Annotated in this window: 20 protein-coding genes and 1 pseudogene; 17 read left to right on the forward strand and 4 right to left on the reverse strand. The window is 71.7% G+C overall.

Translation table 11 applies throughout. The features are described from left to right. Window positions 1–307: 307 nt before the first annotated feature. The 4 genes and pseudogenes from ABZW30_RS07465 to ABZW30_RS07480 all read left to right on the forward strand — a co-directional run bounded on the left by ABZW30_RS07465 (window position 308) and on the right by ABZW30_RS07480 (window position 2,981). Window positions 308–1,612 carry an MFS transporter gene (locus ABZW30_RS07465; protein WP_355670170.1) on the forward strand — a complete coding sequence of 435 codons (1,305 nt, stop codon included), beginning with the start codon at window positions 308–310 and terminating at the stop codon, window positions 1,610–1,612. A gap of 124 nt (window positions 1,613–1,736) precedes the next feature. Continuing rightward, window positions 1,737–2,051, forward strand: coding sequence for an FmdB family zinc ribbon protein (locus ABZW30_RS07470; RefSeq protein WP_355670079.1), 315 nt, complete (start codon window positions 1,737–1,739; stop codon window positions 2,049–2,051). Window positions 2,052–2,347: 296 nt separating this feature from the next. Beyond that, the gene (locus ABZW30_RS07475; RefSeq protein WP_355670080.1) at window positions 2,348–2,620 is read left to right on the forward strand and encodes a hypothetical protein; all 273 of its coding nucleotides are present in this window, start codon (window positions 2,348–2,350) and stop codon (window positions 2,618–2,620) included. A gap of 30 nt (window positions 2,621–2,650) precedes the next feature. Next, window positions 2,651–2,981 (forward strand): annotated as a pseudogene (locus ABZW30_RS07480) (MscL family protein). A 100-nt stretch (window positions 2,982–3,081) separates the two neighbouring features. Here the strand turns inward: ABZW30_RS07480 and ABZW30_RS07485 are convergent. Beyond that, window positions 3,082–3,342 (reverse strand): hypothetical protein, encoded by a 261-nt coding sequence (locus ABZW30_RS07485; protein ID WP_355670081.1) that lies wholly within the window; start codon window positions 3,340–3,342, stop codon window positions 3,082–3,084. Window positions 3,343–3,462: 120 nt separating this feature from the next. After that, window positions 3,463–4,434, reverse strand: coding sequence for a sigma-70 family RNA polymerase sigma factor (locus ABZW30_RS07490; RefSeq protein ID WP_355670082.1), 972 nt, complete (start codon window positions 4,432–4,434; stop codon window positions 3,463–3,465). Between the two features lie 433 nt (window positions 4,435–4,867). Between ABZW30_RS07490 and ABZW30_RS07495 the strand changes: the two genes are divergently transcribed. After that, complete coding sequence (locus ABZW30_RS07495) at window positions 4,868–5,680, forward strand: phosphatase PAP2 family protein (RefSeq protein ID WP_355670083.1); 813 nt, start codon at window positions 4,868–4,870, stop codon at window positions 5,678–5,680. Between the two features lie 254 nt (window positions 5,681–5,934). On the opposite strand, the gene ABZW30_RS07500 is transcribed toward ABZW30_RS07495, so the two are convergent. Together ABZW30_RS07500 and ABZW30_RS07505 are read right to left on the reverse strand one after the other, a co-directional pair. Continuing rightward, on the reverse strand, window positions 5,935–6,744 hold the full coding sequence (locus ABZW30_RS07500; protein ID WP_355670084.1) for a hypothetical protein: 810 nt from the start codon (window positions 6,742–6,744) through the stop codon (window positions 5,935–5,937). Between the two features lie 3 nt (window positions 6,745–6,747). After that, window positions 6,748–7,593 carry a sigma factor-like helix-turn-helix DNA-binding protein gene (locus tag ABZW30_RS07505; RefSeq protein WP_355670085.1) on the reverse strand — a complete coding sequence of 282 codons (846 nt, stop codon included), beginning with the start codon at window positions 7,591–7,593 and terminating at the stop codon, window positions 6,748–6,750. Window positions 7,594–8,015: 422 nt separating this feature from the next. Between ABZW30_RS07505 and ABZW30_RS07510 the strand changes: the two genes are divergently transcribed. From ABZW30_RS07510 to ABZW30_RS07565, 12 genes are all read left to right on the forward strand, one after another. Next, window positions 8,016–8,282, forward strand: coding sequence for a hypothetical protein (locus ABZW30_RS07510; protein WP_355670086.1), 267 nt, complete (start codon window positions 8,016–8,018; stop codon window positions 8,280–8,282). After that, window positions 8,282–8,662, forward strand: coding sequence for a WhiB family transcriptional regulator (locus ABZW30_RS07515; protein WP_355670171.1), 381 nt, complete (start codon window positions 8,282–8,284; stop codon window positions 8,660–8,662). The genes ABZW30_RS07510 and ABZW30_RS07515 overlap by 1 nt, the downstream gene beginning before the upstream one ends. Beyond that, window positions 8,659–9,723 carry a hypothetical protein gene (locus tag ABZW30_RS07520; RefSeq protein ID WP_355670087.1) on the forward strand — a complete coding sequence of 355 codons (1,065 nt, stop codon included), beginning with the start codon at window positions 8,659–8,661 and terminating at the stop codon, window positions 9,721–9,723. The genes ABZW30_RS07515 and ABZW30_RS07520 overlap by 4 nt, the downstream gene beginning before the upstream one ends. An 18-nt stretch (window positions 9,724–9,741) precedes the next feature. After that, window positions 9,742–9,957, forward strand: a complete 216-nt coding sequence (locus ABZW30_RS07525; RefSeq protein WP_355670088.1) for a hypothetical protein — start codon at window positions 9,742–9,744, stop codon at window positions 9,955–9,957. Further along, complete coding sequence (locus ABZW30_RS07530) at window positions 9,954–10,325, forward strand: hypothetical protein (protein ID WP_355670089.1); 372 nt, start codon at window positions 9,954–9,956, stop codon at window positions 10,323–10,325. Before ABZW30_RS07525 ends, ABZW30_RS07530 begins: the two co-directional genes overlap by 4 nt. Next, on the forward strand, window positions 10,322–10,702 hold the full coding sequence (locus ABZW30_RS07535; RefSeq protein ID WP_355670090.1) for an RRQRL motif-containing zinc-binding protein: 381 nt from the start codon (window positions 10,322–10,324) through the stop codon (window positions 10,700–10,702). The genes ABZW30_RS07530 and ABZW30_RS07535 overlap by 4 nt, the downstream gene beginning before the upstream one ends. Window positions 10,703–10,720: 18 nt before the next feature. Then, window positions 10,721–10,960 (forward strand): hypothetical protein, encoded by a 240-nt coding sequence (locus tag ABZW30_RS07540; protein WP_355670091.1) that lies wholly within the window; start codon window positions 10,721–10,723, stop codon window positions 10,958–10,960. A gap of 49 nt (window positions 10,961–11,009) precedes the next feature. Then, entirely contained in the window at window positions 11,010–11,567 is a 558-nt protein-coding gene (locus tag ABZW30_RS07545) for a hypothetical protein (RefSeq protein WP_355670092.1), read from the forward strand. A gap of 129 nt (window positions 11,568–11,696) precedes the next feature. After that, on the forward strand, window positions 11,697–13,739 hold the full coding sequence (locus ABZW30_RS07550; RefSeq protein ID WP_355670093.1) for a hypothetical protein: 2,043 nt from the start codon (window positions 11,697–11,699) through the stop codon (window positions 13,737–13,739). A gap of 1 nt (window position 13,740) precedes the next feature. Continuing rightward, on the forward strand, window positions 13,741–14,115 hold the full coding sequence (locus ABZW30_RS07555; RefSeq protein WP_355670094.1) for a hypothetical protein: 375 nt from the start codon (window positions 13,741–13,743) through the stop codon (window positions 14,113–14,115). 5 nt (window positions 14,116–14,120) lie between these two features. Beyond that, on the forward strand, window positions 14,121–16,400 hold the full coding sequence (locus ABZW30_RS07560) for a hypothetical protein (protein WP_355670095.1): 2,280 nt from the start codon (window positions 14,121–14,123) through the stop codon (window positions 16,398–16,400). Window positions 16,401–16,579: 179 nt separating this feature from the next. Further along, window positions 16,580–17,452, forward strand: a complete 873-nt coding sequence (locus ABZW30_RS07565) for a hypothetical protein (protein WP_355670096.1) — start codon at window positions 16,580–16,582, stop codon at window positions 17,450–17,452. Window positions 17,453–17,456 lie beyond the last annotated feature (4 nt).

The following is a 17,456-nucleotide window of genomic DNA, read 5'->3' on the forward strand; positions in this document are numbered from 1 at the left end:
GGCGGAATCTACGCGCGTAACTGTATGCTGGTTCGACTACGCCGTATAACTACCGCTAGACCACCCCCAGCATCTGCCTGACGCAGAGTTGGCGCGACCGCTCGGCGGCCGCGGTCCGGCCCCCGGCCCATCAGGCCAGGCTGACCCGGTATCTACCCCGGTCGACGCGCGAGAGGACGACTCTCGGCGCCGTCGGGGCCACCCCATGCCCTGCCGCGCTACCAGGCAGCAGGAAGGACCGACCGTGACGGCCCGCCGAACGGTCGACATCGCCGCGGACAACGCTCCGGACACCGCGGCCAGCACTGTGGACACCGCCACCGCCGCACCCGCCAAGGTCGGGTACGGCGCGCTGCTGCGCACGCCCGGTGCCTGGACGTTCCTTGCCCCCGCCTTCATCGCGCGGCTGCCCTACGCAATGCTCAGCATGGGCATCCTGCTGCTCGTCAAGGACACCCACGGCTCCTACGGCACCGCCGGCACCGTCACGGCGATCGCCGCCGTCGCCCAGGCCCTGATCGGCCCGCAGACCGGGCGGCTCGCCGACCGGTACGGCCAGGCCGCCGTCCTCGTCCCGACCGTCGTGGTGCACGCGGCGGCGGTCGGCCTGCTGATCGCGCTGGCGCTCGGCCACGCGCCCGCCTGGAGCCTGTTCCTGGCCGCCGTGCCGGCCGGCGCGAGCGTTCCGCAGATCGGCGCGATGGTCCGAGCCCGCTGGGTGGCCACGATCGGCGCCGACGGCGCGTCCGCGTCCACCGCGGCCAAGGTGAGCACCGCGTTCGCCTTCGAGTCCGTGACGGACGAGTTCACCTTCGTGATCGGCCCGATCCTGGCCGCCAAGATCGCCACCTCGGTCAGCCCGGCGACCGCTCTGATCACGGAGGCCGCGCTGACCTTCGTCGGCGGCCTGGCCTTCGCCGCCCAGCGCCGTACCGCGCCCTCCCGGATCACCCCGCAGCCCGGCGCGCGGCGCGCCTCCGCGCTGGCCTCGCCGGGCGTCCGACTGCTGGCCGGCGTGATCCTCGGGGTCGGGGCCGTGTTCGGCGGGATGCAGGTCTCGGTGAACGCCTTCGCCGACTCGGTCGGCCAGCACGGTGCCGCCGGCACCGTGTACGGGATCTTCGCCGGCGGCTCGATGGTGGCGGGTGTGCTGTACGGCGTCATCGCCTGGCGTCGCGCCGTGCAGCACCGGATGATCATCAGCTACGCGCTGCTGGTGGTGGGCTGCTCGACGCTGTGGGCCATGCCCAACCTGGTCACGCTCTCGGTCGCCGGGTTGGTCTGCGGTCTGGCCATCGCGCCGACCCTGATCAGCGGCTACACCCTGGTCGAGACCCTGGTCGAGGACGGGGCCAAGACCGAGGCGTTCACCTGGCTGACCGGCGCCATCGGTCTGGGCCTGGCGGTCGGCTCGATGGTGGCCGGGCGGCTGATCGACAGCCACGGGCCCTCCGCCGGGTTCCTGGTGCCGCTGGCCGGCGCCGGCCTGGGGCTGATCGCGCTGGTGTCGTTGCGGCACCTGATGGTGGCGCCGGGCGGGGCGGGCCGCGTGGTGGCGTCGTCCGCCGAGCGCGGTGGCGCGGCACAGCTGGTCGGTGCGGCCAAGGGCTGAACGCGGTCGGCGGTGACTCGGTACCGGCTCATCTCACACCGGAGTCGCTGGACTGATCCAGCGGAATACCGCATCATTGACCATCGTTAGCACTCATCAGGCGAGAGTGCCAGGAGGAAGACAAGTGCCCACGTACCAGTACCAGTGCACCGAGTGCGGCAACGGCCTGGAGGCGGTGCAGAAGTTCACCGACGAGGCGCTGACCACGTGCCCCGACTGCCAGGGACGGCTCCGCAAGGTCTTCTCGGCCGTGGGCGTCGTGTTCAAGGGCTCGGGCTTCTACCGGACCGACAGCCGCTCGTCCTCCAGCAGTTCGGTGGGCGCCGGTTCGCCCTCCGACTCCTCGACGTCCGCGTCACCCTCGGCGTCCTCGTCGGGTTCGTCCAGCTCCTCCGGCTCGTCGAGCTCGTCCAGCAGCCCGGCTCCGGCCGCGAGCTGACGTCGGGCGCTCGGCGCTTCGCGCCGGACCGGCGTCCGGGAGCTCTCGAAAGCTTCTCGAATAGGCCCGTCGGCCCCGCTTCACGCGGGGCGGCGGGCCTTTGGCGTGCCTGGTTCGCCATCCGGGTTCGGGCTTTCGTCAGCTTGCGGACATCGGTCTAACTCGCGCGGGTGTACGAAGTTGTCCACAGGGGCGGGTTTATCCACAGGCTGTGGGAACTGGCTTTCCGGTGGCGCCACGGGCACGCATCGTGTGGGTCACCAGAGACCGACCGATCGAGTCCGGAGGTGACGTCGATGACGACCATGAGCCTGTCCGTCCCGCTGCCCGCGCCCACCGTGCCGCCCCGACGGGAGGTGCCGAGCTTCCCGCCGATCCGGCGCGGCTGCAGCGGGTGGCACCGCTTGCACCGGGCCGTCCGGCGGCGGGCCGGGGTGCCCGCGCTGGTGCTGCTCGCGGTGGTGGCGGCGCTCGCCCTCGGGCCCGCGCGGGCTGGGCTGCCGCCGCCCTCGGGGGGCGCGGTGGGCCGTACGGGTTGTCAATCCGGGCTTCCGGAAGATCACCCGTAACCCGGTGACGACTTCGTCGTTAGAGGCGGCTTGAAAGGCTTCAAGGAATTCCTGCTGCGTGGGAACGTCGTCGAACTCGCCGTCGCCGTGGTCATCGGCGCGGCCTTCACCAACATCGTCAACGCCTTCGTCAAGGGCGTGATCAATCCGATCGTCGGCGTGTTCGGGACGAAGGACCTGGGGTCCTACAGTTCTTGCCTCGTTCCTGATCACGGCAGCCGTCGTCTACTTCATCCCGATCATGCCGATGAACCGGATGGCGGCCAAGCGCAAGAGCCCGGCCGAGACGGTGGCGGAGACCGAGGCCAAGGAGGTCCAACTTCTGACCGAGATCCGCGACGCACTGGTCACGGCCCGCTAGTCGCGGCCCGGTGGTCGCGGCCCGGTGGTCGCGCAGCCCTAGCCAGGGCCTGTCCGGCGGATGTCGGCGGGCCCGGCAAGATCCGCCGGCCAGGCCCTGGCTAGTCCCCGTGGTGCGGCGGACGCTGGCTCAGGTACCAGTCCAGTCCCCGTCCACCGCTCTCCCCCGCCCCGGAGCGCTCGCCCCAGCCGGTGTCGGTGTCGTCCCGGGACTGCTGGTCCAGCGGGTCCCGGAAGACCAGCCGGGCCTTGGCCGCGGGCGTCTTCCGGTCCGCCGGCCGCTGGTCCGCCGACCGCTGCTGCGGCTGCTCGTCCTGCTCCTGGCGGACCTGCTCCTGCCCGCCCTGTTCCTGCTCGCTCACCCTGTCCACTCCCCTGGTCGCCCGGGCCGTCCTGTCCCTCCAGCCTATGAGCCCCGTGACACACCGCGGGCCCCGGTGCGGAGCGCTCCGCATCAGGGCCCGTCCGGTGGGGCCGGTCCGTCAGGCGGCTTCGAAGCCCGCGTGGTCGGCGATCTTCTTCAGCTCGGCGAGCGCGTGCTTCTCGATCTGGCGGATCCGCTCGCGGGTGAGGCCGTGCTGCTTGCCCACCTCGGTGAGGGTGCGCTCGCGGCCGTCCTCCATGCCGTAGCGGGAGCGGATGATCGAGGCCGTGCGGTCGTCCAGCCGCCCGATCAGGTCGTCCAGCTCCTCGCGGCGGAGCATGACCATCACGGCGTCCTCGGGGGACGTCGCCCCGGTGTCCTCCACCAGGTCACCGAACTGGGTCTCGCCCTCGTCGTCGACGGACATGTTGAGGCTGACCGGGTCGCGCGCCCAGTCCAGCACGTCCTTGATCCGGGCCTCGGTGGTGTCCAGCTCGGCCGCGATCTCGGCCGGCTCGGGCTCGCGGCCCAGCTCCTTGGACTTCTCGCGCTGCACCCGCCGGATCCGGCCGAGCTCCTCGACCAGGTGGACGGGCAGCCGGATGGTGCGGGACTGGTCGGCGATGGAGCGGGTGATCGCCTGGCGGATCCACCAGGTGGCATAGGTGGAGAACTTGAAACCCTTGGCGTAGTCGAACTTCTCCACCGCGCGAACCAGGCCGGCGTTGCCCTCCTGGATGAGGTCGAGCAGCGGAAGGCCGCTGCGCGGGTAGCGGCGAGCCACCGCGACCACCAGGCGGAGGTTGGAGCGGATGAAGACGTCCTTGGCACGCTCGGCGTCCGCGGCTATCGCCTCCAGCTCCTCGTGCGTCACGCCGCCCGGGAGTTCGCCCTCGTCCAGCAGGTGCTGGGCGTACACGCCGGCCTCGATCCGCAGCGAGAGCTCGACCTCCTCGGCGGCATCGAGCAGGGGCGTCCTGGCGATCTCGTCGAGGTACATGCCGACCAGGTCGCGGTCGGCCTCAAGGTTGGTCGGGCGGGCCGCGCGACTCCGGTCGGCCCTGTCGCGAACGACGGCACGGGTGGCCATGCTTGCTCCCTTTGCTGGTGTTGCCGAGGTCTGCCTGCCTGCCCGCGAGGGCAAGAAATGCGGGCCCCTGGGGGCTCACACGTAACGATCCAACGAACAGAATCCGGACAACATTCCCAAGTCACTCAGATTCTTCCCCTTGATGCAGTATCCTGCCGGTTTTCACTCCGGTTCTGGACGCTCGGTGATCGGCCGGGCACCTCGCGTGCCCGCATTCGCCCGCTTCGCGCGATCGCCCGGAACCGTTCTTCACCAGCCCTGCACGCAATCGCCGCCTACCCGTTGAACAGGCGAACGGTCGCGCACGTTCCCGCGCACCCCCGGTTTCCGCCCGCGCTCACGCCCCCGCGCCCGCAGGTCCTCCCCACAAAAGATGCCGAATCGCTATCACTCCGGCTCCCGAACGGCGCAACGCACTGGGAAGGTGTCAGACATGCACCTGACCAACAGCTCGACCTCCGTCGCCGTGCGTCACCGCGGTCTCCTTCGGGACGTCGCGCTCGCGCTGGGTTGCGCCGCGCTGTTCGGCCTCCTGGCGATGCTGGTGACGGGCCACTGGCACCCCCTGCACGAGTTCGACCAGGACTGGATCAGCGAACTCCACGTCTACGCACGAGAACACCGGATCTGGACCGCCGCGGTGCAGACCCTCTCCGACATCGGCGGCCCCGTCACGATGCGTGCACTTCTCGGCGTCGCAGCCGTCTGGCTCCTGTTGATCGGCGCCCGGGTGCTGGCCGGCTGGGTGGCCGCCCAGGCCCTTCTCGGCTGGGGCGCCCAGTGGGCGCTGAAGCTGGCCGTCGACCGTCGACGGCCGGTCTTCAGCGACCCGGTCACGCACGCCGACGGCCCGGCCTTCCCCTCCGGGCACGCCATGGCCTCGGCGATCACCTGTGCCGTCCTGGTCGGCCTGGTCTGGTACCGGGTGCACCGCCGCGGCCGGACCGCCGCCTGTGCGGTGGCCGCGGGCACGGTGCTCACGATCGGCTGGACCCGGGTCGCCCTCGGGGTGCACTGGCCCACCGACGTGGTGGCGGGCTGGCTGGCCGCCGGCGTCGTACTGGGCGTCGTGACCGCCGCCACCGAACTCTGGCGTCCGGGCGCCCTGGCCCGCGACGTACGGCGGGTCAACTGGCGTACCCGGCCCCGGGTTCAGCGGGTCATCGTGCCCTACGTCCGGGCGTCGCGCGCCGAGGACGCCGAGCTGGACGCCCCCGCCGACCACCCGGACGAGCCCGTCCGCTGACAGCTCCCGGAGCAACGCCGCAGGCCCCCCGTCCGAGGTCGGACGGGGGGCCTGTGAGTTGCGGTGCCGTGCTGTGCCCCAGACAGGAATCGAACCTGCGACACCGGCTTTAGGAGCACAGTTGTCGCTCACGTGCCCTGACCTGCGCTGAAGCGGTGCTGGGGCTCCACCCCCAGCCTTACCGTCGTCGCCCGTAATTCCCCGTGATTCCCCGCCCGTCCTGGCACGGCTGTGGCACGAGCGGCGTTCCCCAGCTACGGCAGCTGACAGAACGCGACGGTCGCATCGTCACCCGACTTGAAGCGCGGCCAGCGAAGGCCGTTCGGGTCCGTGGCCTCGACCTTCCGGACCGACGAGATAAGGCCGTCAGCGCCGGCTTCCCGGAGCATTGCGAAGGCGTCTGCCCACGATGCGGCGCGGTACTCAGTGACGAGTCGTGAGGTGCCATCAGACAGGACGGCCGCCGCCCGGACCCCGGCCAGCGGCACCGTGCCCGCGAGCGCATGGTGTGCAGCTTCGCTCGTGGAGGCGGCCACCCAGTAGCCGTCCGGCGTGTTCCGGGTGAGCCGCTGGGCCTCGACCATCCGGCGGACGCTCTCGGCGTGCTCGGGCGTCCCGGTGGCGAAGCGTTCCGTCTCGGCGCGGAGTTCGGGCACCACGGTATCCACCCGCAGGTCGGTGACCACCTGGTAGTCGTCAGCCCGCTCGAAGACGATCGGCGAGTCGGCGAGAACCAGGTAGTCGAAGCTGTCGGCCCCGGCCCGCAGAACCGAGACCGTTGCCGATGGCGTGCCGGGGTTGCCGAGATCGCACCCGGGATGGAGCGCGGCAACCTGGTCGAGGGCCTGAGCCAGCCCGTCAGCCAGTGGCCGGCCGGACTCTGCCAGCGCGGCCACCAGGTGGCTGCCAAGCTGGGCGACGTACCACGGAACGCCGTGCCGACAGCCGGTATCGAGTCCGGCCGTGCTTAGGCCGTCCAAGACCACGGCGAGCGTGGGTGTGGCCGCCACCCAGTCTTCGTTGGGGTTCGCGCCGCCCGGAGCGGTGGCGATAGAGACGCGCATCTGTCAGGCCTCGTGTCGGTAGATCGGAGTGACCCTGCTGCTCTCCAGAACTTCCAGAGTCTTCGGGTCGTAACGGCATGAGATGAGCGTGGAGAAACGCTTCGTCCGAACCTCCCGATACAGCTCGCTCAGGTGGTTCTCCAGGTAGTGCACGACGCCGTTCGCGCCGATCGCGTGAATGCCCGCGATGTAGAGGAACGTCCCCTTGCCATCGAGGCGGGGAAGCCGAGCGAGGTAGCCGATGTCTCCGGCCGTACCGTCCACGTCGAGCGGGGACCGGTACTCGGTTTCGGTGCGCAGGTCCACCAGGTGCCAGGCCGTGTCCTTGCGGAACCGCAGGTTGTCGTCACCTTCGAGCACCTGGGCCACGATCGGCGACAGTCGCGGCCCGCAGATGACGACCAGGTGTTCGCGGTTGAGGTTCACGATGCCGGATGGCGGGATGACCTCGTACTCGGAGTCGAGCTTGAGGCCCGCGAACAGCTTCCGCAGGTGCTCGTAGTTGTTCAGGTCTTCCCTGGTCACGACCTCACTCGGGTTCTCGTCCAGGGACTTCCCCGCCTCGTACTTGCCGCCGAGCGCCACGGTCATCGGTCCCAGGCCGAAGAACGCGCGCTCCGGCGCGGGGCCGGCCGACGCGAGCTGACCGACACGCCCACGGCTTACGCCGAGCAGGGCAGCAATCTCGGCCTGCGACATGCCCGACGCCGAGGCCTCCTCGATGGCCTCCCGGCGGACACGGGACAGTTCGACCACCCGGTTCTGGTAGTCCGCCATCAGGGCAATCGCCGCCTTGGCCCGTTCGATCGGGACAGCCAGGTTGGCCACCCGCTCAAGCTCCTCGTGCATCGTGATCCCTTCACTGCCTAGGGGGGCGAAGCAAGGGTATCGCGAGGGGGGCTTGACGCATAGGCGACGGCTGCCTACCTTGGGTATCAGGCAAGGCGGAAAGCCCCCCTAAGCACCACTAGGGGCGGGCTTCTCGCTTCTCTGACCTGCACAAACGCGCCCGGCAGTTGTCGGGGGAAGGCGGCTTGGCCGCGCGCCCTACGGACTGCCGATGACGCGCCGTTCTTTGAGAACTCAACAGTGTGCTGATGAACGAACGAGTGTCTTTGGTCCCCGATCCGTGCCGCCTGTGGCGGGTCGGGGGTCATGGCTGCTCGTGATGCACCGAGTAGCTGGGCCCGCATGAGTCGGGCCGCCGCGCTGTCCTTGGCCGGGTGCGCGGCGGCCCTGCGGGCTCACCCCCAACTGGACGAGGTGAACCCATGAAACTGATTGTTGCAGGCCAGGAGGCCGCGACGCCCGAGGAGTTCGCGGAACTCGCCTTCGGGACCGGCGCCGACTTCGGCTTCGGCGTCGACACCGAGCTGTTCGACGGCACCGCCGACACCTCCGCCGAAGACCTGATCGTCCGGCTCGACGTCGCCCGGGCGGTCCTGAGGGACCTGGACGGGCCGGCGGCCCGGTTCGCGTCCGCGCTGATGCGCACGGCCGAGCGTCGCCGGGTGCTGACCTGGAAGGCGGCCGCGTGATGGCCCAGCCCCGCACTCTGACCACCAGTGCGACCCGGACTCCGCATCGGACCGCACGCCCGACGGCCACCGTGCTCGCCGAGTACCGCCCGGACGGGGACAGCGACCTGCGCGGCGCGGCCTGCGCCGGCGTCGACACCGAGCTGTTCTACCCCGACCCCGAGGAGATCGGGGCCGAGGCCGCCGAGTGGGCCGAGCGCCGCGCCAAGATGATCTGCGCCGGATGCCCGGTCCGCACGATGTGCCTGGAACTCGCGATGGAGCGCTACGAGAAGCACGGCATCGCCGGCGGGCTGACCCCCGCCGAGCGCACCGCGCTGTACAAGCGCCGCTCGCGAGCCGCCCTCCGTGAACGGCGCGCCGCCGGGGGTGTCGGGTGAACGTTCACCGCTCCGGCGGGGGTGTTCACCCGGTGCTCACCGAGGTGCCGACCCCGGCCCAGATCCGCCGTACGTCGCTCGTGATCAGCACCGGCACGTGGGTGCTGACGGGGGCGGTGGTCGCGGTGAGCATGTCCACCGCCGCCCCGTTCATCGACGCCCATTCACCCGGCTACGGCACCGGCCCCGTGATGGCGGTCGCCGGTGACGGGTGCTTCATCCTGAGCCTCCAGGCCGACAGCACGCTGGCCCGCTTCGGGGTGAGCGCCGGACGCTGGCCGGCCCTCTTCCGGTGGGTCACCGGCCTGGCCACCGTGTGGCTCAACATCGGAGCCGCCGCGCTGACAAAGGACCTGGTCGGCGTGGTGATCCACTTGATCCCGCCCTTGTTGCTGCTGCTCGTCGCCGAGGCCGGACCCGCCTACCGCCGGGCCCTCGCCCGCAGCCTCGCGAAGCGGCCCCAACCGCCGCTCCGCACCCGCCCGGCCACGGTCCCGCAGGCCGCCCGGCAGGTGGTGAACACCCCGCTGTTCACCCTCCCGCAGACCCCGTTCACCCCCGCCCCGCAGCCCGCCGCAACCCTCTCGCCCAGCCTCGGCACGGAGATCCGGGAGACGCTTCCGGCGGGTCCGGCGGAGACGGTGAACACCGAGCCCGTTCACCCGGCGCCCACCCCCGTTCACCCCGCCCCGGCCGACACCGCCGAGGCTCCCGCTGACCCGCCCCCGGGCGCCGCCGACGACGTGATCGACGGCCCGGTGTACCCGGCCGGACCGCGCCCGGTGAACACCCCGAAGCCCGAGGCGTTCACCGCCGGCGACGAGGTGAACGCCAACACCAACGAGACGAGCACCGACCCGCCGGACGACGACCGGGAGGAGCCGGCCGCCGTCCGGCTGGACGAGGTCGAAGCCGCCCGCGTGATCGAACAGTGCTGGCGCGACGACGTCGCCCAGCGCGAGGCCGCCCGCCGCTCCACCCGCTCCCCGGCCTATGTCAGCCGCCTCTACAAGCGCTTCAACGAGCAGTACGGCGCCGACGACGCGCCGGCCGCCGCCTGAGAACCGGGAGAACCCGCTATGAGCACCGACCACATCCCGGCGGCTTCGCCGGAGTTCGAGCAGACCCGCGTCGTGGACGTCTTCCCGCTCCACGGCTACATGTGCGCCCAGACCAGCAACGACGACGGCACCGTCCGCTGGTGGCACCTGTTCACCCTCGCCGGGCGTTCGCTCGGCGCCACCAACCGGCCCGAGCTGATCGGCGCCCTCCTCAGCGAAGGGCAGGCGTCGTGACCACCACCACCGACACCACCATGGCCGGCGCCCAGATCAACGCGACCGGCGCCCTGCTCGCGCTCTTCACCGCCCACCCCGACCTGCCCGCGTCGAGGATCACCAGCGAGCGTGTCGTCACTGGCGAGCGCGACGCCTCGGGCAACCTGACGCTCACCGAGGGCATGACCCTCGGCTTCCACCGCGACGCCGCCCTCGCCGACTTCGAGCAGTGGCGCCAGGCCCTCGGCCTCGACCCGGCCGAAGTCGACCTCGACACGACCGGCTGCTTCGCCTGGCTCAGCGTCACCACCACCTACGCCGGCACGCCGCTCACGCTGGTCGGCTACTTCAACCTTCCTGAGGCCGCCACGGGCGACGAGCGGTGAGCCGCCCGCGCCACTGGGACCCCGACGGGGCCCGTCACGGCGGTACGCCCACCTACCCGTGGCGCATGGCCCCGGCCGGGTACTTCACCCGCCGGCAGCTCCGCGCCAAGGGCCTGCGCCCCGGCGGGCAGGACGTCGCCGCTCAGATCATGTGGCGCTCCCGCCGCAGCAAGACCGGCGCCCGGGTCGCCTACCTCTACCGCCTCGACCGGGCCAAGCCCGTGCGGCCGATGACCCCCGCGAAGGCCGCCGCCCTGGCCAAGGCCAACCGGGCGCGCCGCACCTGCCCCACCTGCCGACGGGACGCCGGCTACGTGCTCCCCGCGCACCTCGGCACCTGCCTGACCTGCGCCGGCCACACCGCCCTCGCGGCCTGAACCCGAAGGGGAACCGCCATGCCCCTGTCCGACACCGCCACGTCGGCCGCCGAGCCCACCCACTTCTGGCTGATCACCCTGCAGTACCCGGTGCACCACGGCTTCGCCATCGCGACGCGCACCGGCAGCTCCACCCTCCCGCCCGGGAGCACCCGCGAGCGCGCCTACGTCGGCATCCGGGAGTGGCTGGAGCAGCGCGAGCCCCAGCTCGGCGGCGCGTCCGTCCTGTTCTTCTCGCTGGAGCCCTACCGGCTCTGACCCCCAACTCCCCACCTTCCCCACCTGGTTCACGAAGAGGAGCACGACCGTGGCCGACCGTGATTCGGTCTACAACGACCCCGCCTACGACATCACCAGCGTGCCGTCCTGGAAGACCCCGCCGCTGCACGGCGCCTACGCCCCGAACGCACGGCTGTCCCCCCGCGTCCTGGCCGGCATCGGCGCCAGCGCGGTCGTGCTGGCCGCCGCCGGAATGGTCGCCTACTCGAACTACGCCTCGGCCCAGGCCGACGCCGAAGTCCGCAAGGCCCAGATCGCCCTGGACAGCTCGAAGCTGGAGCTGGAGAAGCAGAAGCAGGCCGCCGATCTCGCGAAGACCGGCCAGGAGGAGACCCCGGCCCAGAAGGCCCGCCGGGAGGCGGTTCAGGCGTGCGTCGCCAAGGCCGGCAACGCGTACAACGCCGTCTCCGAGTGCGGCAAGGCCTACCCCGCCGTGGACGCGCCCGGGATGGTCAACACCTCCCGCACCGTCGCCTCCGACGGGGACGGCAACGACTCGACCCCGGGCGTCGGTCTGGTCGTTCTCGGCGTCGCCGGGACGGCCGTGGCCGTCGGCTGGGTGAAGCGGAAGTTCTCCCGCCCGTAACCGATTGTGATCTCCCCCCACCCACCCCCCATCCGGAGAAGCGCTCCCCCCGCCCGCTCAGAGGCGCGGGAGGACGTTTTCTCGCTGGGTGGGGGGTGGGTGGGAGATCGCAGAGAGTGAGGAATCGCGATGACCGCACCCGCCGCTCCCGGCGCCCCGCTCCCCCCGCCGCACCCGACCGAACCGCCCATCGTGGCCCCCGCCGAGGCTTCTCCGGAGGGGGGCGCCACGGGGCCAGGCGCCGCCGCCCCCGCCGCGCCGAGCACGCTCGCCCAGATCCTCGCGCCCGTCCGCCCGGCCCGTCCCGCCGAGCCGCTCGGCACCACCACGGCCCTGGCCCAGACCCCCGAAACCCCCACCGACCCCGCCGGCAAGAACCGCGCCGAGAGCAAGGACGGGGACAGCGGGCCCGGCCCCGACGGAGGGCGCGAGGGTGCGCTCTCGGCCCTTGTGCGGGCACTGGCCGAGCGGTGGCGCCGCACCGGCACCACGACCAGCATCAAGCGCAACCACGACGTCAAGGAGACCCTCGTCTCCGGGAACTCGGCCACCACCACCAACACCAACAAGTCCGACCGGCTGGCCAAGAACGAGCACGCCGCCCAGCACCGTTCCCAGCGCGACGCCAAGACGGCCGATCTGAACAACAAGACCAGCCAGCACCAGCACCAGGGCCGCGACCAGCGCGACGTCAAGAAGACCGACACCAACGACGCGAAGAACCACGCCAACCGCGACCACCGCACCAAGGCCGACACCGACGCCAAGACGGCCGACACGAAGAACACGAAGGCCGACACCTCCAACGCGTCCAAGACCAACCGCGACACCAAGTCCGCCGCCGACACCAAGACGGCCGACACCAAGTCCGACGCCAAGGCCGCCAAGAGCGACACCTCGACCAAGACCAGCGACGACGACAAGAACCACCGCGACACCCGGTCCGCGAAGACCAGCACCTCGAAGGACACCACCGCCCCCGCCAAGGCCGCCGACACGGACAGTGCGAAGCCTGAACCCCCGGCCGGCAAGGGCAAGAGCAGGAACGCCCCGAAGGACCCCGACACCCCGAAGCCCGACGAAAGCGGCGCCGGGAAGCCGGACCGCGCGGCCAAGACCCCCGGCGCCGAGCCGGGCGCCACGAGCGGCAAGAAGCCCAACAAGCCTGACCCGAAACCGGCCGACACCCCGAAGCCCGGTACCACCGCCAAGGGCGAGAACAAGGGGCTGGACACCAAGTTCGACGGCGCGAAGGTCTTCGAGGACCAGGCCCGGGGTGAGAAGCCGGAGGCGAAGCCCAGCCCGCCCAGCCCGCCCAAGCCCGACGGCCTGGCCAAGTCCGACGGGCCGGGCAAGGAAGCGAAGCCCCCGGCCCCCGAGAAGACCCCGCCCCCGGCGGTGCCCGTGGCCGTTGCCGACGGGCAGGAGGCCGTCGTGCCGCCGGCAGCGCCCGCCAAGGCCCCGGCCGGCGCGGACGCCGCGACCGAGCCCGAGAGGAAGAAGCCCATGCCCCATCCGAAGACCCCCGGGCCCCGCAAGGAGGCCCCCGGGATGGAGCCGGTCCACGGCTCGACCGCCGACATGGCGAAGAAGCCACCCGCTCCCGCCGCAGAGGCCGCCGGGTCCGGTCCGGCCACGGCGCCCGCGCCGTACCGCCCGAACGTCCCGTCCCGGCCGTACCGGGCTGAGAAGCACCCGGTGGAGGCGGTGCGGGATGTCTCCGCAGGCAAGGACGCCGTGACGTTCACGGCCGGTCCCGGCCAGGGCCGCCAGCACACCATGAGCCGCGGCGAGGTCCGCACGCTGCGACAGTTCGAGGCCCGCCTCGCCGAGAAGCAGACCGTTCTGACGCAGATCGCCGAGGACAGCAAGACCGCCACCGATCACGCGCGCAAGCACGCCGAGCGCGCCCAGAGGCTCGCCGAGGACGCCGTGACCGTCAAGGGCGGCGTCGCGCTGGTCAACCGGCTGCGTCGGCTCGCCGAACGCGCCGAGGCCCTGAGCAGCGACGCCGCGAGCGCCCAACACTCCGCCGCCCGTGGCGCGGAAGCCGTCGCGGTGCTGGCCGCCAACGCCGAGACCCGCCACGGCCCGATCTTCCGGGCGGTCCTCGACAGCCCGCTCACGTCGCCCGCCGAGCGGCAGTTCTACCGAGACCAGCAGGGGAGCTGACATGGCAACCGATCTGACCTACCGCGACCTGGTGCGCCAGGTACGGGAGCTGTCGCGCGAACTTCGACGCGACACCACCGCGTTCCGGGCCCTGGCCACCGCCCAGGACAACGCAGCCAAGGAGACCGGGCGAATCGCCGAGCAGATCGCCACCCTCAAGGTCGACGCCGCCACCGTCGCCGAGACCCACGAGGTCGCCCGGATCATGCAGGGCCTGTCCGACGACGCGATCGCCTACGCGACCTCGGCCGAGGAGGCCGGGCGCGACGCCGCCGCCGCCGAGCAGCAGGCCCACACCGACCACGACGGCATCCAGCAGGCCGTCGACTCCTCCCGCGTCCCCATGGCCGACCGTCAGTGGTACACCCAGGAGTAGACGAGATGACCACCCCTCAGACCGCCCACGCCACCGAGGCTCCCAACCCCGCCACCGAGAAGCGGTTCGCCGTCGCCCAGGTCGCCGCCCCGCTGCTGGCGGCCGGTGTGACGCCGTTCCTCGACCCGCAGGCCGCCGGCACCGTCGCCACGTTCCTGGCCGCCCCGGTCCTGGTCGCCGGGGCGAACGCGACCGGGCTGCTGTCCGACCGGCTGCTGGACGACGTCCCCGGCGGCGACGTCCTGCGCGCCCACCGCCGCCCGTTCGCCCTATCCGCCGTCGCCACCGCGACCGCTGCGGCGACCGCCACCGTGCAGGGCCTTCCCGGCATCGACGCCCTGCTGGCCGGATGGATGACGATGCCCTCCCTCGCGGGTATGGTCTCCACCGCCTGGTGGGGCACGGTCGGCCTGGTCGCGTTCTCCCTGCGCCGCGTCCTCGGCAGCAGCAAGCCCAAGTCCAAGGCTTCAGCCGCCCCGGCGGCGCCGGCCGAACCCACGCTGCCGCCCGCAGTCGCCAAGGTGCTGCAGCTGTGGCTCGCCCACATCAGCGGCGAGTACGGCGCGTGCCCCGGGCAGCACCTCACCCTCACCGGCCACGGCGCCGAGGAGTGGGAGGGCGTCATCGAGGCCGACCCCGGCCGGCCGGTCACCGTCACCCCGGGCACCGTCTCCGGCGTCTACCGCGTCCCCGCCGCCTGGGTCGACATCACCGAAGGCCCCCACGACAGCTCCAAGCGCATCCACGTGCGCCTGGTCGCCCCCGCCGAGCAGGACGGTCCCCAGTACAGCGAGCTGGAAGCCCTGTGGCTGAAGCGGGTCGCCCGCCGGGGCGGCTGCATGCAGGGCACCCACCTCGAAGACATCACCCCGGACCCCGCCACGGGCGGTGTGGCGGCGTGGGTCATGGCGGACGAGGACACCGACGCCCTCACCGTCCCCGACCTCTACACGATCGCCGGGGCCCTGCGCACGACCCCGCTGTTGGTCTCCGTCGAGCGCACCACCAACCCCCGCAAGGCCATCTTCCGCATGATGGACCGCTCCCCGCTGGAGGACGGCTGCCCCCTGCCCGGCCCCGAGGCCCTGGCCGCCAACAAGAACGGCTACATCCAGCTCGGCACCGGGGTGAGCGGCAAGCCCTCCCGCATCCAGCTCTACGACCCCGAGGGCGGAGCCCGGCACGTCATCGTCGTGGGCGTCACCGGCTCCGGCAAGGGCGGTGTCCTCCAGATCATCGGGCTGAGCTACCACGTCAACAACGTGGCGATGATCTACGCCGACCCCAAGGGCAGCTCCAACCCGGACGTCGAGGACATGGCCGCCTACGCCGGCTGCGGCCCCGAGGGGGCGATCGGCGCCCTGCGCGTGGCCTACGCGGTCTTCCGTCACCGGGTCGCCGAGAGTCAGGAGCTGAGGGCCAAGAACTTCGTCGCCACCCCGGAGCGGCCCTACGTCGTCACGATCCTGGACGAGATGGTCCAGCTCCTCGGCGACAAGTCCCCCTACCGAGCCGAGGCCGCCTGGATCATCTCCACCCTCGCCGCCCAGGGCCGTTCGATGGGCATGCCCGTCGTGCTGTGCGGACAGATCATGAACCTCAACCAGATGGGCTCCGACACCAGCATCCGCGACAACATCTTCCACGGCGGAGCGCTCGTCCTCCTGCGCTCCGACAGCGCTCAGGCCGACCGCGTCGACCTCCCCAGGGCGTTCGACGGCATCGACCCCTCCCAGATCCCCGCCTACTGGCAGGGCGACGACGAGACCCTCATCTACGACCCGACCATCCCCGAGGACGACCCCCGCCGCACCTTCGGCGTCGGCTACGTCGTCGGATCCGGCGGGCGCGCCGAGATGATGCGCGCCTGGATCCTCGAATCCGCCGCCGGGCTCTTCGACCCCGCCCGCATCGCGGTCCCGGCGGACTTCCCCGACTGGGGCGACCGCGACACCATCGCCGCCACCCCCGTCGGCCCCGCCGCCGACCAGACCGCCGACGGCGGTTCGGGGTGGATGCCCGCCTCCGCCGCCCCGTCCCTGGTCAAGGAACCCACCGCCGAGGAGAAGATCCTCGCCGTCCTGGACGAGCGCCGCGACCCGATGGGTGCCGAGGTCATGTACCTCCACCTCGACCAGATCACCGACATGACCGGCGTCAAACCCAAGACCGTCGAGAACACCCTCAGCCGACTCACCAAGAAGGGCGACCTGGTCCGCAACCTGAACGCCGCCGGCGAGTACGGCCTGCCCCTCCCCACCTCCGGACAGCCCAACCAGGCCTGACGTCCTGCCCGACCGACCGTGCCACCCGGGCCCCGCCGCAGCCAGCGACGGGGCCCGGGTGATGCGGGGGACCGGACAGGCCGCTCCCGAACAGCACGAAGCCCCACGACAACCGCCTGATCTTGGCAGAGAGCCGGTTACCGCGGGGCCGTGCATCCCAATCAGAGATGGGACCAAGCATGCCCAACTCCGACCAGGTCACACCCACGCTCGCAGCCCGACCGGCCGCCGACTGGCTGCCGGAGCGACAGAGGTCCCACCACGTAGTCATGTGGTCCGGCGGCATCACCAGCTGGGCCACCGCTCGCCACGTCATCGCTCTGCACGGCACGGCCAGCACGACGCTGTTGTTCGCCGACACCCAGGCCGAAGACGTCGACCTCCACCGCTTCAACACCGAGGCCAGCCAGCAACTCGGCCTCCCGATCACCACGGTCACCGACCCCCGGGAACGCGACCCCTGGCAGGTGTTCGAGGACGCCAGCTGGCTCGGCAACACCCGCATCGCTCAGTGCTCCCACGCCCTCAAGCAGGACCCTTGCCGCGCCTGGCTGACCGCGAACACCGATCCGGCCGACACCGTGCTCTACGTCGGCATCGACTGGACCGAAACCCACCGCCTCCCCGCCATCACCACCGGCTGGGCCCCCTGGACCGTCGAGGCCCCACTCACCCGGCCGCCCTACGCCGACAAGCGCGACCTCCTCGCCGAAGTGGAGGCGCTCGGCATCCGCCGGCCCCGCCTCTACCGGCTCGGCTTCGAGCACAACAACTGCGGCGGCGCCTGCGTCAAGGGCGGCCAGGCCCAGTGGCTCCGGCTCCTGGAGGTCTTCCCCGACCGCTACGCCCGCGCCGAGGCCCACGAGCAGCGCATGCGCACCAAGCTCGGCAAGGACGTGACGATCCTGCGGGACCGCACCGGAGGCACAACCAAGCCCCTGACACTCGCCGAACTCCGCCGTCGCGCCGAGCAGGACCACGAAGACCAGCCCCGCCTCGACTTTGACGACTGGGGCGGCTGCGGCTGCTTCACCGAAGCCGCCGCCGCGTGAGCGG

Origin of the sequence: Kitasatospora sp. NPDC004669 (assembly GCF_040609455.1) — a bacterium.
Classification (GTDB): domain Bacteria; phylum Actinomycetota; class Actinomycetes; order Streptomycetales; family Streptomycetaceae; genus Kitasatospora.

What these genes read in the sequence shown, in the direction of transcription:
- ABZW30_RS07565 (WP_355670096.1), top strand. Translation starts at nt 16,580, where the DNA reads ATGCCCAACTCCGACCAGGTCACACCCACGCTCGCAGCCCGACCGGCC.
- ABZW30_RS07490 (WP_355670082.1), bottom strand. Translation starts at nt 4,434, where the DNA reads ATGGCCACCCGTGCCGTCGTTCGCGACAGGGCCGACCGGAGTCGCGCG.
- ABZW30_RS07550 (WP_355670093.1), top strand. Translation starts at nt 11,697, where the DNA reads ATGACCGCACCCGCCGCTCCCGGCGCCCCGCTCCCCCCGCCGCACCCG.
- ABZW30_RS07495 (WP_355670083.1), top strand. Translation starts at nt 4,868, where the DNA reads ATGCACCTGACCAACAGCTCGACCTCCGTCGCCGTGCGTCACCGCGGT.
- ABZW30_RS07560 (WP_355670095.1), top strand. Translation starts at nt 14,121, where the DNA reads ATGACCACCCCTCAGACCGCCCACGCCACCGAGGCTCCCAACCCCGCC.
- ABZW30_RS07525 (WP_355670088.1), top strand. Translation starts at nt 9,742, where the DNA reads ATGAGCACCGACCACATCCCGGCGGCTTCGCCGGAGTTCGAGCAGACC.
- ABZW30_RS07475 (WP_355670080.1), top strand. Translation starts at nt 2,348, where the DNA reads ATGACGACCATGAGCCTGTCCGTCCCGCTGCCCGCGCCCACCGTGCCG.
- ABZW30_RS07505 (WP_355670085.1), bottom strand. Translation starts at nt 7,593, where the DNA reads ATGCACGAGGAGCTTGAGCGGGTGGCCAACCTGGCTGTCCCGATCGAA.
- ABZW30_RS07555 (WP_355670094.1), top strand. Translation starts at nt 13,741, where the DNA reads ATGGCAACCGATCTGACCTACCGCGACCTGGTGCGCCAGGTACGGGAG.
- ABZW30_RS07515 (WP_355670171.1), top strand. Translation starts at nt 8,282, where the DNA reads ATGGCCCAGCCCCGCACTCTGACCACCAGTGCGACCCGGACTCCGCAT.
- ABZW30_RS07540 (WP_355670091.1), top strand. Translation starts at nt 10,721, where the DNA reads ATGCCCCTGTCCGACACCGCCACGTCGGCCGCCGAGCCCACCCACTTC.
- ABZW30_RS07510 (WP_355670086.1), top strand. Translation starts at nt 8,016, where the DNA reads ATGAAACTGATTGTTGCAGGCCAGGAGGCCGCGACGCCCGAGGAGTTC.
- ABZW30_RS07500 (WP_355670084.1), bottom strand. Translation starts at nt 6,744, where the DNA reads ATGCGCGTCTCTATCGCCACCGCTCCGGGCGGCGCGAACCCCAACGAA.